The sequence below is a fragment of the Kitasatospora sp. NPDC085464 genome, from assembly GCF_044541955.1.
Lineage (GTDB): Bacteria > Actinomycetota > Actinomycetes > Streptomycetales > Streptomycetaceae > Kitasatospora.
The window spans coordinates 18,274-32,025 of sequence record NZ_JBITTM010000052.1; the positions used below are offsets into that span (position 1 = coordinate 18,274).

Annotated in this window: 10 protein-coding genes; 8 read left to right on the forward strand and 2 right to left on the reverse strand. The window is 76.8% G+C overall.

Features of this window, described 5'->3' with window-relative positions; translation table 11 throughout:
- Window positions 1-233 precede the first annotated feature (233 nt).
- The 4 genes from eccCa to ACIGG8_RS34780 all read left to right on the forward strand — a co-directional run bounded on the left by eccCa (window position 234) and on the right by ACIGG8_RS34780 (window position 8,711).
- On the forward strand, window positions 234-4,169 hold the full coding sequence (gene eccCa / locus ACIGG8_RS34765; protein WP_396552665.1) for a type VII secretion protein EccCa: 3,936 nt from the start codon (window positions 234-236) through the stop codon (window positions 4,167-4,169).
- Window positions 4,166-7,054: a hypothetical protein gene (locus tag ACIGG8_RS34770; RefSeq protein ID WP_396552620.1), complete on the forward strand. Its 2,889-nt coding sequence runs from the start codon at window positions 4,166-4,168 to the stop codon at window positions 7,052-7,054. The genes eccCa and ACIGG8_RS34770 overlap by 4 nt, the downstream gene beginning before the upstream one ends.
- 168 nt (window positions 7,055-7,222) lie before the next feature.
- The gene (locus ACIGG8_RS34775; protein ID WP_350519395.1) at window positions 7,223-7,588 is read left to right on the forward strand and encodes a hypothetical protein; all 366 of its coding nucleotides are present in this window, start codon (window positions 7,223-7,225) and stop codon (window positions 7,586-7,588) included.
- Window positions 7,589-7,802: 214 nt separating this feature from the next.
- Window positions 7,803-8,711 (forward strand): LysR family transcriptional regulator, encoded by a 909-nt coding sequence (locus ACIGG8_RS34780; protein ID WP_396552621.1) that lies wholly within the window; start codon window positions 7,803-7,805, stop codon window positions 8,709-8,711.
- 40 nt (window positions 8,712-8,751) lie between these two features.
- Here ACIGG8_RS34780 and ACIGG8_RS34785 read toward each other — a convergent pair whose 3' ends face one another.
- Together ACIGG8_RS34785 and ACIGG8_RS34790 are read right to left on the reverse strand one after the other, a co-directional pair.
- A complete protein-coding gene (locus ACIGG8_RS34785; RefSeq protein ID WP_396552622.1) occupies window positions 8,752-9,663 on the reverse strand; it encodes a neutral zinc metallopeptidase in 912 nt (303 codons plus the stop codon).
- Between the two features lie 170 nt (window positions 9,664-9,833).
- Window positions 9,834-10,682: a helix-turn-helix transcriptional regulator gene (locus ACIGG8_RS34790; RefSeq protein WP_396552666.1), complete on the reverse strand. Its 849-nt coding sequence runs from the start codon at window positions 10,680-10,682 to the stop codon at window positions 9,834-9,836.
- A gap of 144 nt (window positions 10,683-10,826) precedes the next feature.
- On the opposite strand from ACIGG8_RS34790, the gene ACIGG8_RS34795 reads away from it, so the two are divergent.
- The 4 genes from ACIGG8_RS34795 (at window position 10,827) to ACIGG8_RS34810 (ending at window position 13,667) form a co-directional block, all read left to right on the forward strand.
- On the forward strand, window positions 10,827-11,357 hold the full coding sequence (locus ACIGG8_RS34795; protein ID WP_396552623.1) for an EF-hand domain-containing protein: 531 nt from the start codon (window positions 10,827-10,829) through the stop codon (window positions 11,355-11,357).
- 88 nt (window positions 11,358-11,445) lie between these two features.
- Window positions 11,446-11,988 carry a hypothetical protein gene (locus ACIGG8_RS34800; RefSeq protein ID WP_396552624.1) on the forward strand — a complete coding sequence of 181 codons (543 nt, stop codon included), beginning with the start codon at window positions 11,446-11,448 and terminating at the stop codon, window positions 11,986-11,988.
- A 4-nt stretch (window positions 11,989-11,992) separates the two neighbouring features.
- Window positions 11,993-12,475: a hypothetical protein gene (locus ACIGG8_RS34805; RefSeq protein WP_396552625.1), complete on the forward strand. Its 483-nt coding sequence runs from the start codon at window positions 11,993-11,995 to the stop codon at window positions 12,473-12,475.
- 334 nt (window positions 12,476-12,809) lie between these two features.
- Entirely contained in the window at window positions 12,810-13,667 is an 858-nt protein-coding gene (locus ACIGG8_RS34810) for an NAD-dependent epimerase/dehydratase family protein (protein ID WP_396552626.1), read from the forward strand.
- Window positions 13,668-13,752 lie beyond the last annotated feature (85 nt).

Below are 13,752 nucleotides of genomic sequence, written 5' to 3' on the forward strand. Positions count from 1 at the left end.
CCCCGCGGGGGCGGTCTCCTTCACCCTGGGCCACGGGCGGCGGGGGCCGCGGGGTTCACCGGCGGGTGGCGGGTTCCGTACGGCGGGTGAACCCGGGGCGGGGCGCCGTCCGTGGTCCTGGGCGGACGGCGCCCCGGACCGCGGGGGCTTCGCGGCCGTCCCCCCTGGTGCGAGGAGCCGTTGCGTTGAGTGTGGTGCTGGTCGACCGTCCGCCTCGGCGTCCCGGTCCGGCGATGCCCGACGGCGAGATCCAGTTGCAGGAGCCGCCGGTCCTGCCGGAGTCGCAGAGCGGCATGTCGAGCATGATCTCGATGGCGCCGATGGCGTTGAGTTCGCTGTCGATGGTGTTCGTGTTCCTGCGTCCCGGTGAGGGCGGCGGGGTGCTCGGCTACGTGGCGGTGGGCATGATGGGCCTGTCCGCGGTGGGCATGCTGGTGACCTCGCTGATCCGCGGTTCCAGCGACCGCAAGCGGGAGTTGCGGGCCGAGCGGCGGGACTACCTGCGGTACCTGTCGCAGATGCGCCGGCAGGTGCGCGGGCACATCGTGCGTCAGCAGGAGGCGCTGGCCTGGCGGCACCCGGCTCCGTCGACGGTGGCGTCGCTGGTGCGCACCTCGCGGCTGTGGGAGCGGCGCAGCGCGCACCCGGACTTCGGTGACGTGCGGATCGGGGTGGGGCACCAGCGGCTGGCGGTGCGGCTGGCGCCGCTGTCGACGAAGCCGGTGGAGGACCTGGAGCCGTTGTGCGCGCACGCGCTGCGGCGGTTCATCCACGCCTACGGCACGGTCGCGGACCAGCCGATCGCGGTGTACGTGCGCGGGTACGCCCAGGTGCTGGTGCGCGGTGACGACCGGGAGGCGGCGCGGGCGCTGGCGCGGGCGATGCTGGCGCAGCTGGCGCTGTTCCACGCGCCGGACGAGCTGCGGATCGCGGTGGTGACGGACGCGGAGCACCGGGAGCGGTGGGAGTGGGCGAAGTGGCTGCCGCACGCGCTGCACCCGGTGGACACCGACGCGTTGGGGCCGGTGCGGCTGGTGGCGGGGTCGCTGGCGGAGCTGGAGCAGGTGCTGGGGGCGGAGTTCGCGGGGCGCGGGCCGTGGGAGCCGGAGGCGCAGCCGGGCCGGGACGAGCCGTTCACGGTGATCGTGCTGGACGGTCCGCAGGCGGGTGCGGGCAGCCGGGCGGCGCTGGCGGGGTGGCGCAACGCGGTGCTGCTGGACCTGGGTGACGCGTTGGAGTGGAAGCCGTTGCGGCACCGGTTGCGGCTGCGGATCGAGGAGGGCCGGCTGGCGATGGTCGGCGCGGACCGCAACCACCGTGACGAGGTGACGGAGCTGGGGCGGCCGGACGCGTTGTCGCTGCCGGCGGCTCGGCGGCTGGCCTCCCTGATGGCGCCGTACCGGCTCGGGGACCAGGTGGAGGCCGGGGAGCCGCTGGCGGGTGACTTCGATCTGGCGTCGCTGCTGGGCATCCGGGACCTGCACCGGCACGACGTGGCGCTGAGCTGGGCGCGGCGCGGGATCGCGGACCGGCTGCGGGTGCCGCTGGGGATCGCGGCGGACGGCACGCCGGTGGAGCTGGACATCAAGGAGTCGGCGCAGGGCGGCATGGGTCCGCACGGGATGCTGATCGGGGCGACCGGGTCGGGCAAGTCGGAGCTGTTGCGCACGCTGGTGCTGGCGCTGGCGCTGACGCACTCCTCGGAGGTGCTGAACTTCGTGCTGGTCGACTTCAAGGGCGGTGCGACGTTCCTGGGGCTGGACCGGCTGCCGCACACCTCGGCGGTGATCACCAACCTGGCCGACGAGGCGGCGCTGGTGGACCGGATGCGGGACGCGCTGCACGGTGAGCTGGTGCGCCGTCAGGAGCTGCTGCGGGCGGCGGGCAACTACAGTTCGCTGCTGGACTACGAGACCGCGCGGGCGGGCGGGGCCGATCTGGAGCCGCTGCCGACGCTGTTCGTGGTGGTCGACGAGTTCTCCGAACTGCTGGCCGCGCACCGGGACTTCATGGAGCTGTTCATCATGATCGGCCGGCTGGGCCGGTCGCTGGGCGTGCACCTGCTGCTGGCCTCGCAGCGGCTGGACGAGGGCCGGATGCACGCGCTGGAGTCGCACCTGTCGTACCGGGTGGGGCTGCGGACGTTCTCGGCGATGGAGAGCCGGGGCGTGCTGGGGGTGCCGGACGCGTACCACCTGCCGTCCCAGCCCGGCAACGGGTTCCTGCGCAGCGACATCGCCACCCTGACCCGGTTCAAGGCCGCGTACGTCTCCGGGCCCTACCGGGCGCCGCGGCCCGCGGCCGTGCGCCGGCAGGCCGCGGCCGGGCAGGTCGCCGCGTACGGCACCGGGTACGTGGCACCGCGTCAGCCCGTCCTGGTGCCGGAGGAGCCGGAGGTGGAGGAGGAGCAGGAGAGCGGCAGCCTGCTGGCCATCGCGGCCGGGATGCTGCTGGACGCGGGGCCGCCGGCGCACCAGGTGTGGCTGCCGCCGCTGGGGGTGCCGCCCACCCTGGACCAGTTGCTGCCTCCGCTGGCGCCGCACCCGGAGCACGGGCTGACCACCGAGGGCGCGGCGGGCCGCGGCACGCTGAGCGTTCCGGTCGGTGTCGTCGACCGGCCTTTCCAGCAGGTGCGCGACCTGCTCACCGCCGACCTGTCGGGGGCGGGCGGGCACGTGGGGATCGCGGGTGGCCCGCAGAGCGGCAAGTCCACCCTGCTGCGGGCCCTGATGACGGCGCTGGCGCTCACCCACACCCCGCGCGAAGTGCAGTTCTACTGTCTGGACTTCGGCGGCGGGACGCTGTCCTCGCTGCGCGGGCTGCCGCACGTGGGCGGGGTCACCGGGCGGCACGACCCCGAGCGGGTGGTGCGCACGGTCGCGGAGGTCAACGCGATCCTCGCGCGGCGCGAGCAGCGCTTCGCCGAACTCGGCATCGACTCCGTCGCGGCGTTCCGCCGGATGCTGGCGGCCGGTGAGCTGCCGCAGGAGGCGCACGGCGACGTCTTCCTGGTGATCGACGGCTGGAACACCGTGCGCCAGGAGTTCCCCGACCTCGCTCCGGTGCTGACCCTGATCGCCCAGCGCGGCCTCAACTACGGCATCCACCTGGTCGTCGGCACCACCCGCTGGGGCGAGGTCACCGGCGCGCTGCGCGACCTGCTGGGCACCCGCTTCGAGCTGCGCCTCGGCGACCCGGTCGACTCCGCGATCGGCATGCGCGTCGCGGGGACGGTGCCCAAGGTCCCCGGCCGCGGTCTGACCGTGGACGAACTGCACTTCCTCACCGCGCTGCCCCGGATGGACGGCAACGGCGCCACCGACGACCTCGGCGAGGGGGTCGCGGACCTGGTCGACGCCGTCGCCGAGCACTGGACGGGGCCGCGCGCGCCCGAGGTCCGGATGCTGCCGCTGCAGCTGCCCGCCGCCGCGCTGCCCGCGCCCGAGGGCCGGCTGCGCGTCCCGCTGGGTCTGCAGGACGTGTCGATGGACACCCTGTGGCACGACTTCGAGGAAACGCCGCACCTGGTGGTCGTCGGTGACAGCGAGTCGGGCAAGACGAACCTGCTGAAGCTGGTCGCGGCCGGCATCACCGGCGCCTACCGGCCCGACGAGGCGCGCATCATGCTGGTCGACTACCGCCGGGTGCTGCAGGGCGCGGTACCGGAGGAGTACCGGCTCGGGCACGCGGTCGCCGTGGACGTGCTGCGCCAGATCGTCGACGGCGCGGCACGGGCGATGGGCAACCGGCTGCCCGGCGCGGACATCCCGCCCGAGCGGCTGCGGCTGCGTGACTGGTGGGAGGGCCCCGAGCTGTTCATCCTGATCGACGACTACGAGCTGGTCGCCGGCTCCCCCGGCGGGATCACCGCCCACCCGTTCGCGCCGCTGCTGGACCACCTCGCGCAGGGCGCCGAACTGGGCCTGCACCTGATCGTGGCGCGCAGCGCCAACGGCATCGGACGGGCCTCCTCCGACCAGCTGCTGCGCAAGCTGGAGGAGGTCAACACCCCGGCGGTGCTGCTGTCCTGCCCGCCGAGCGAGGGCTTCCTGTTCGGCAACACCAAACCCCGGACGTTCCCGCCCGGACGGGCCCTGCACATCACCCGGCGGCGCACCGTGCAGGTGCAGACCGCGGTCCTCGACGACGCCGACGGGGCGCAGCGGTGAGCGCCGGGAGCGCGCCGGTGCGGCGCTGGCTGGCCCGTCACCGCGACGTCCCGGCGCCGGCGCCCGCACCCGCGCCCGCGGTGCTGCACGAGGCGGGCCCGCACTTCGTCATCGCGCCCGGCCCGGCGCGGGGCGCGGCCGGCGGGACGGCGGACGGGACCGAGGCGACGGCGGTGCTGCCGGCCGACCTCGCCGACGCGCTGGCCCTGCTGCCGGCGGTGGTCGGCACCGTGACGGTGCTGGCGGCGGCCGCCGACGCGCAGCCCGTCCTGCTCGCCGGCCTGGACGAACTCGCCCGCACCGCGGCCGCCCGCCGGGCCGCCACCCTGGTCCTCGCCGCCTCCGGCCTCGCCGCCGGCCAGGCCGACGGACGGCGGCCCGCCCAGCGGATCGCCGAACTCGCCGCCACCAGCATCGTCGCGCCCGACGGCGTCGTCACCCTGCGGCCCGACGGGACCCTGCTGAGCGGCGGCGCCGAGGACGGCGAGCCGTCCTCCTGGTGGTTGTTCACCCCGGCGGGGCGCACCCGCCGGCTCGGGCCGGTGTGGCCGCTGCCGGAGACGGCGGCGGCGCCGGCGGGCGCGGCGGCGGCCCGGGCCCGGGCGGCGGACCCGGCGGGCGCGGTGCCGGCGGTGCCGGCGGTGCCGGTCGCGGCGGGCGCGGTGCCCGCCGCCCTGCCCTCCCCCGCACCCGCACCCGCACCGACACCGGCGGCCCTGCCCGCGCCGGTGGCGGGCACGGCCGTACCGGTCGCGACCGGCCCGGTGCCTGCCGCCGACCCCGTCCCCGACCCCGTCCCCGACCCGGCGGCCCTCCCCGCGCCGGTGGCGGGCACGGCCGTACCGGTCGCGACCGGCCCGACAGCCCCCCGGACACCGCCACCGCCCGCACCCTCCCCCGTGGCGGGCGGCGACCGCGACCCGTTCGACGGGGACCCGCTGGTGACCGTGCTGCCGCGCGGCTACTGGTTCCGCGACGAGCCCGCCCCCGACGTCCGGCCCGGCCTGCTCGCCCGCACCACGGCGACGCCGGGCACCCTGGTCCTGGTGGTCGGCCACCCCGGTGCGCCGCTGCCCGAGGCCGCCGGCGTCGCCGAGCGGCTGCGCCGCGTCCACCCGGCCCCGGACGACCTGCTGGTCAGCGCGCCCTGGGCGCCCACGACGGCCCTGGTCGCCCTGGCCGCCGCTCTCGCGGCCGAGCTGGGCCACGACGTCCGGGCCGCCGTCGGCCTGCCGATGCGCACCGGGGACGGCTGCTCCGCCCGGATCCTGGACGCCGACGGCATCCCCGGCTGGGAGCCGTGGCTGACCGAGCTGACCGCTTCCCCCGGCCGCGGCCGGGTCGTCGCCTCGGCCTGGCGTCCCCTGCCCGACGGCACCACGTCCTGCGGCCCCGCGCTCTACCGCGCGCCGGTGGCGGGCTGGTGCCTGGAGGCGGTCCCGGCCGGCCTGTGGCTGCGCCCGGAGGACCCGCCGCTGGACCACGGCCCGCGGCTGCTCGACCCCGACCCGGCCCGTCCGGTGCTCATCGCGGGCGTGACCGACCGTACGGTGCCGGCGGAGGTGCTGGCCGCCGTGGACGGCCTGCTGACGGCGCTCACCGTCCCGGGCGCGGCGGTACCGGGGCTGCTCCTGAACGCGGGCCCCGCGCCGGAGACCGCCCGCCCGGCCGTGCCCGACCGTACCCCGCTCCCCGACGCACCGGACACCGAACCCGAACCCGGGCCGTCGGTGCCACCCGCCGGCCCGGACCCGGACGGCGCCGACACCGACCCCGGCCCCGGCTTCCCCGAACCGCCCACCTGGGCGGCCACCTCCGCCGGCCCCGACACCACGGGCGGCCCCCGGGCACCCGCCCCCGCCCGTACCCCGCTCCCCGACGCACCGGACACCGAACCCGACCCGGAACCGGCGCCCGAAGCGGCACCCGTCGGTCCGGGCGCCGGGCCCGCCGCCGTGGAACCCGCCGTCACCGAACCCGTCCCCGTCGTCCCCGAACCCGTCCCCGTCCCCGGCCCCGTCTCCGTGGACCCCACGGCCGGGCCGGACGGCGACACCGGCAACGGCGACTCCGACGCCGGCGACACCGAAGGCACCGCCGTGTCCCGGCTCGTCGCGCCGGACGGCGCGTTCCCCGCCGGCCGGCCGTCCACCCCCGCGGAGCGGGCGGCGTTCCGGGCCCTGCTGGGCCCGCACTTCCACCGCTACGCCAGCCGAGCCGAGCAGGTCGCCCTGCGGTTGCCGGCGCTGCGGTCGCAGGCCCGTGACGACCTGAAGGACGACCTCGCGGCGGTCTACCTGCACCACGCGGACACCGGACTGCCCGCGTCCCGGGCCGAGTTGGTGGCGGCGGCCCGTCGGCCCGGCGGCGCCGGGGCGCTGGACCCGTACCTGGCGTGCCTGGGTTCCGGGCTGCGCCGGCTGCCCAACCACCGGGGGCCCGTGCTGCTGGGCGCCGACGCGGACGAGGAGGTGCTGCGGCACTACGTGCGGGACGCGCTGCTGACGGAGCCCGCACCGCTGGTCGGGACTCCGGAGGCCGACCTCCTCCCGGGGACGTCGGCGGAGTTCCTGGTGTGGTCGGCCACCGGCCGCCGGACGTCGGTGATCGCCGAGGACGGGGACCCGGAGGTGGTCTTCCCGCCGGGTGCGCGTTTCCTCGTCCTGGACGTCCTGCCCGGCGCCGACGAACGTCCGGCCAGGGTGCTGCTGCGCGAGGCGGACGCCGTTCCCGCCGCGGACGGGGCGGCGGCGGAGCGCAACCAGCAGGCCCGGGCCCGGCTGCTCGCCTGGCAGGCCCGCCGCGATCAGCTGACGCCCGACCAGCTGCGCCCGCCGGCCCGTCCGGAGCGGCTGGGCCTGACGCCGGGGGTCGCCACCGGCTGAGGCCCCGGGGGTCCCCCGGCCGGGAGGCCGGGGGCGCGGGGCGGCGGGGGGCAAGCAGCCACGCCCCTGTCAGATGTCAGGGACCGCCGGGGGCGCCGCGTTCCTAGGCTGACGGGCACCGGTCCGGCCGATCGCCGGGCCCCGTACCAGCCAAGGGAGAACCACCCCATGCGCAGGATCACCCACGCCCTGGCCGCCCTCGGCCTCGCCACCGCCGCCCTGACCGCGATGGGCACCGGCAGTGCCGGCGCCGCGGACGGCTCCTGGGCGGGCTGCCCGTCCGGGGCGGTCTGCATCTACCCGCAGAACCAGAACCCGGCCGTCTCCCCCACCGACGTCTACTACAGCTACGGCGCGCACAACCTGAGCAACCAGTTCGGCAACCACTGGGTGCTGAACAACCAGACCGGCGGGGCGCACGCGCACCTGTGCCGCGGTTCGGGCGGCACGAACTGCGTCTACGACATCCCGGCGCAGAACGGGGTGTACTACGACCTGGGGCCGATCAACTCGATCACGCTCGACCGCCCCTGACGCATCGTCACGGATCGTCACCGGGTTTCCGGTTCCGGCAGTGCCCGCCGCACGGGGGAGCGGCGGGCACTGCCCGTGCCCACGTCTCCCGCACCGGCGGCACCCACGCTGGTGCACTGCCCGCCGGCCCGTCCGAAGCCGCGGATACCCTGCAGGACCAGGGATGGCGGTGTGCCGTCGCCACGGACACGGGGACAGGACGGGACGGACGCCGGTGGACCTGCACACGCTCGGCCAGTTCCTCGTCGTGGCGCGGCTGGAGCACCTGAGCCGCGCGGCCGAGGAACTGCGCGTCGCCCAGCCGTCGTTGAGCCGCAGCATCGCCCGCCTGGAGGCCGAGCTGGGCACCCCGCTGTTCGACCGGGGCGGGCGGCTGCGCCTCAACGAGGCCGGGCGGATCTTCCGCGGCCACGTCGAGCGCTCGCTCGGCGAACTGGCCGCCGGACGGCGGGCGGTGGCCGAGGCCGCCGGGCAGGGCTTCGGCACGGTCCGGCTGGCCTCGGAGACCTTCCTGGCCTTCAGCGGGCCGCTGGCCGCGTTCAAGCGGGCCCACCCCGGGGTGGAGATCGAGTTGCACCAGCTGTCCGCCGAGGAGGCCGCCCGCCGGCTGCGGGCCCAGGACGTCGACCTCGCCGTCGTCTCCCAGCCGATCGCCGCCGAAGGGCTGGAGACCGTCCCGCTGCTCGACGAGGCGGTCGGGCTGGCCGTCGCCCCCGGCCACCCGCTGGCCGCCCGCACCGCGGTCGGCATCGACGAGATCGCCGGCCACCCGTTCATCGCCGCCCGCCCCGGGCACTGGCAACGGCGCCTGCTGGAGCGGCTGTTCGCCGGGCGCGGCCTGGTGCCCAGGATCGTCTGCGAGGTCGACGAGGTCGGCGCCATCGCCGAACTGATCAGCGCGGACCTGGGCATCGGCCTGGTGCCCGCCGTCGGCCGCCGCACCGCCACCCGCCTGCCGCTGGCCTGGGTCGCCGTCGACTCCCCCGACTGCCGCCGCACCCTCACCCTCGCCTGGGGCGCGGGCACCCGCCTGCCCGCCGCCGTCCGCCTGCTGCGCGACGCCGTCGCCGGCTGGGACTGGGAGGGCGGCGGCGCGGCGGGCCCGGGGGCCGGGCCGGCCTGACGGCGCGGGCGCGCAGCGGAGGCCTCGGGGCTGCAGGCTGCTACAGCTTCGCCGCCGAGAAGGTGTCGCACTGCGCGAGGTCGCCGCTGCGGTAGCCGGTGGTGAACCAGGCCTTGCGCTGCTCGGAGGAGCCGTGCGTCCAGGCCTCCGGGTTGATCCGCCCGGTGGCCTGCTGCTGGATGCGGTCGTCGCCGACGGCCGCGGCCGCGTCCAGGCCCTGGGCGATGTCCTGGTCGGTGAGGGAGGCGATCAGCGGGCGTCCGGTGGAGGGCTGCGGGGTGGTGGTGGCGTGGTGGGCCCACACCCCGGCGTAGCAGTCGGCCTGCAGTTCCAGGCGCACCGAGGCGCTGTTCGCGCCCTGGCGGTCGTTCCCGACCTTCTGCATCGTGCCGGTGAGGGTCTGGATGTGGTGACCGTACTCGTGAGCGACGACGTAGGACTCGGCGAAGGGGCCGCCCTTGGCGCCGAAGCGGGCGGAGAGCTCGTTGAAGAAGCCGAGGTCGACGTAGGCCTTCTTGTCGCCGGGGCAGTAGAACGGGCCGACGGCCGAGGTCGCCGGCCCGCACGCGGTGGAGACCCGGTCGGTGAACAGCACCGTCTCGGCGTTCTTGTACGGGATGTTGGTGCGGCGCGGCAGTTCGGTGCGCCAGAACTCCTGCAGGCTGTTGGTGACCGCCACGATCCGGCAGTCCTGGCGCTTGTTGGCGTCCGCGCCGGTCTTGCAGGCCTGCTGGGCCTCCCCGGCGGTGCGCACGCCCGAGGAGGAGGAGCCGGAGCCGGAGCCGCTGCCGGAGGACAGGCCGAGCAGCTTCGGGTCGACGCCGAGGACGACCGCGATCAGCACGGCGATCAGGCCCACGGCCCCGCCGCCGACGGCGATCTTCCCGCCCGGGATGCCGCGCCGGTCGTCCACCTGCGAGGTGTCGAGGTCGCCCTGGTCGTCGAACTGCATGCCCTGCCTGCCCGGTTCCGTACGTGTTCCGCCCTGCTGGTGACGGTCTGTGCCGTCGGCGGCCCGCCCAGCCTACGGGCAGCGGCCCCGGGCGTGGCGCGCCGGGGCCCGGGGGCGAGGGGAGCCGGGGGCCTTCAGGCCTGCACCCGCGCTGACGCGTGCGCCTGCGCTCACACCTGCGCCTGCGCCTGCGCCTGTGCGCCGACGACGCGCAGCAGCTGCAGGCGGGAGGCGGACTCGCTGCCGGGTGCGGCGGTGTGCACCAGCAGCAGCTGGTCCTCGCCGCCGGCGGCCAGCACCTCGCACTCCAGCTCCAGCTCCCCCACCACCGGGTGCCGCACCCGCTTGCGGCCGGTGCGCCGCCGGGCGACCTCGTGCCGTTCCCAGTGCGTGGTGAACTCCTCCCCGGTGGCGAGGAGTTGCTGCAGCAGTTCGGCGGCGCGCCGGTCCCCGGGGCGGGCGGAGCGGGCCGCGCGCAGGGCGGCGACGTGGGCGCGGGCCAGGTCCTCGTGGTCCTCGGGCGGGAACAGCTCCCGGCTGCGGGGTTCGGTGAACCAGCGCAGCAGCAGGTTGCGCCGCTCGGGCGCCAGGGTGCTGGTGTCACCGAAGACGGCGCCGGCCATCGGGTTCTGGGCGAGGACGTCGCCGAGGTCGGTGACGACCTGGGCGGGGGTGTCGTGCAGCCGGTCCAGGATCAGCAGCAGCCCCGGGCGCACGTGCCCGAGCGGCCCGTGCCGGCGCGGCGGCTCGTGCCCGGCGAGGCGGAACAGGTGGTCGCGCTCGTCCTCGCTCAGCCGCAGCACCCGCGCGAGTGCCGCCAGCAGCTGCGGCGAGGGCTGCGGGCCGCGCCGCTGCTCCAGGCGCGCGTAGTAGTCCACCGACAGCCCGGCCACCTGCGCGACCTCCTCGCGCCGCAGTCCGGGCGTGCGCCGCCGGGCGCCGGGCGGCAGCCCGAGGTCGGCGGGGGTGAGCCGGGCCCGGGCCCGGGTGAGGAAGTCGGCCAGCGCCGTTCGGTCGATCATGCCCCCAGCATGGCCCGCGGGGGCGGGCCGCAGCCAGGGACCACCGGTCCCCGGCTGCGCGCCGCGCCTCCCGGGCCCGCGCCCGTCCCGCCGATAGCGTGACGGACGCAAACATCCCTGTGAGGAACGGTTGGTGACGGAATGTCCGATGCGGCGAAGCGGCGCATCTTCGCGATGCTGGACGCCGACGGCGACGGTGTGATCACCCGCGGCGAGTACCTCGCCCGGGTCGACCGGGCCGCCTCGGCCTTCGGGCGCGGCCCGCAGGACCCGCTGGTCGCGGCGGCAAGGGCGGCCCACCGGGAGGTGTTCGGGCGGATGGACGGCGACGGGGACGGCGGTGTCACCTTCGAGGAGTACCGCGACTGGGCCGGTCACGAGACCTTCGAGCAGACCTGCCGGCCCGCCCTCGGCTCGCTGTTCGACCTCGCCGACGGCGACGGCGACGGGCGCCTGACCCGCGAGGAGTTCACCGGGCTGCGGACGGCGAGCGGCAACCCGGCCGAGGGGGCCGACGCCGCGTTCGACGCCCTGGACCCCGACGGCGACGGCACCGTGGACCGCGCCGCCTACCTGGCGGCGATCCACGCCTTCCTCACCACCGGCTCCTCCCCGATGGCCGGCGCCTACGGCGACGTCCGCCCGGTCCTGCGGGAACCGTCCGCCCGCTGACCGGCCCGCCGGCCGGGGCCCCGCCGCACGCGCGCCCCCACCGGGAAACCCGGGTGCCCCGCCGGTGGGGCCGTGCGAGCATCGGCGGGTGATCGACATCGAGGAGCTGTCCGGCGCCGACCTGATCGGCAGACGGCTGCTGAAGGTGACCGCGGCGTGGCACCACCACGGCGACGACGAGCCGTCGCTGCTGCACCTGTGGCTGCATCTGGAGGGCCTGGGCCCGGTGCTGTTCCACACGCCGTCGACCGGCCTGTCACTGCGGGCCGAGCGGCCGCACGGGCCGTACGCGATGGCGCAGTACGGCAGCGTCCGCGTGACCGGTGACCCGCCCGGCGTCCCGCTGACCGGGTTCGTCGGGCAGCCGGTCCGCGCGGTGCGGGAGATCGGCTACGACGACGGCCGGGTCGCCTTCACGGCCGGCCTCACCCTCCGGTTCCCCGGCGGGGACGTCCGACTGCTCGCCCTCGTCGACGAGTTGACCATCGCCGACGACCGGCACCCGGGCCCGGCCGGGGCCCACCTGCACGAGGGCGCGGACCTCACGCGGGCGGGCGGCGCAAGACCTGCCGGCGCTCCACCGGGCGGCGCTCCACCGGGCGGCGCTTCGCCGGGCGGCGGAGAGGGCTGAGTCGATGGCCACCCACCCCGGCCGCGACTACGCGGTCATCGCGATGTACTCCGTGGCCGAGGACGCCTGGCACCTGGAACTGGAGTTCCTCCGCGAGCAGCGCACTCTGGCGGTCGCGGTCGTCCCCGACGAGGACCCGGCCCGCGAGCCGACGGTGAGCTTCGATCCCCAGGAGCGCTGCCCGGACGTCCCGTTCGAGGTGCTGCGCTGGTTCGTGGAGCAGGTCGAGGAGGAGATCCGCACCTCCCGCGCCTGGATGCGGCTGCGGCCCGAGCTGGTGGAGGTGGTCCACCGCCTGCGCCGGGAACACGCGGGCGCCGTCGAGGACGCCGACTTCCCCGGCGTCCTCGCGCGGCTGCGCGACGCCGTCGCCGCGCCGGACCTGCCCGCCGTCCTGGCGGCCGCCTTCGGGCGGGGCCCCGACGGCAGCGAGTTGAGCGGCGGGCAGGCGCTGCGGATCGTCGAGGAGGCCGCAGCGGCCCGCTGACGGCCCGGGGGCCGCAACCCTCGGGTTGCGGCCCCCGGACGAGGTGAGGCTGCCCGTGATCCCCGACCCGATCGAACGCACCGTCGTGATCAACGCCCCCCGGGGAGCGGGTCCGGTCCGCCCGGTGGAAGCGCCGCCTCGGCGCGGTCAGGGGAGCTGTCGGAGGACGCCACCGCCCCGTGAGCCGACCGGCGATCCCCGCCGGCGGCCGGCCGGCGGGCCCAGCCAGGGACCGCCGGTCCCTGGTTCGGGAGGTCTCTGCCGCGCCACCCGGTGCGCGGGCAGGGTGGTGGGTGTCGAAGAACGGCAGTGACTTCCCTGGAGGGGACGGGCGATGACGACGATCCTGGTGACGGGCGCGACCGGTTCGGTGGGCAGCCGGCTGGTGCCGCGGCTGGTGCGGTGGGCCGGGGCGCAGGGCTCCTCGGTGCGGGTGCTGGTGCGCGACGAGCGGAAGGCGGCCGCCCTGGCGGGCCTCGGCGTGCAGGTGGTGACCGGCGACCTGTGCGAAGAGGCGGACCGGGCACGGGCGTTGGCGGGGGCCGACGTGGTGCTGAACGTGGCGGCGGCGCTGCGCGGGGTGCCGGACGAGGCGGCGTGGGCGGTCAACCGGGACGCGGCGGTGGCGCTGGGACGCGAGGCCGCGAAGGCGGGGGTGGCGCGGTTCGTCCACACCAGTACGAACCTGGTGTACGGGCGTGGGCTGGGGCGGCCCGCGGTGGAGGGCGACCGCCTGGCGCCGGACCCGGCGTGGGGGGTGTACGCGGCGTCCAAGGCGCAGGCGGAGGCCGGGCTGCGCGCGCTCGGGGACGAACTGCCGCTGGTGGTGGCGCGGTTGGCGTTCGTGTACGGGGAGGGCGATCCGCACCTGGCGCAGTCGATGCAGTGGGCGGCGTCCTGGCCCGCGCACCAGCGCCTGGCAGTGGTGCACCACGCGGACGTGGCGCAGGCGCTGTGGCGGGCGGTGACCGTGCCGGGCATCGAGGGGCGCACCTACAACGTGGGCGACGACGCGCCGCTGACGGCCTGGGACCTGCACGCGCTCAACGGCCGTACGCACCCGGGCGGTTCGCCGCAGGCGCCGTTCGACCCGTGGGAGGGGCAGGTGTCGACGGCGGCGGCGCGCCGGGAACTGGGCTGGCGTCCGCTGTACCCGTCGGCGTGGGCGGCGGCCGAGGCCGGGGCGCTGTAGCGGACGCGCACGCGCGCGCGCCGCCGCACCCGCGCCTGCGCCGCACCCGCGCCCGGCCCTCCCCGGGGCGGGGAGGGCCGGGCAG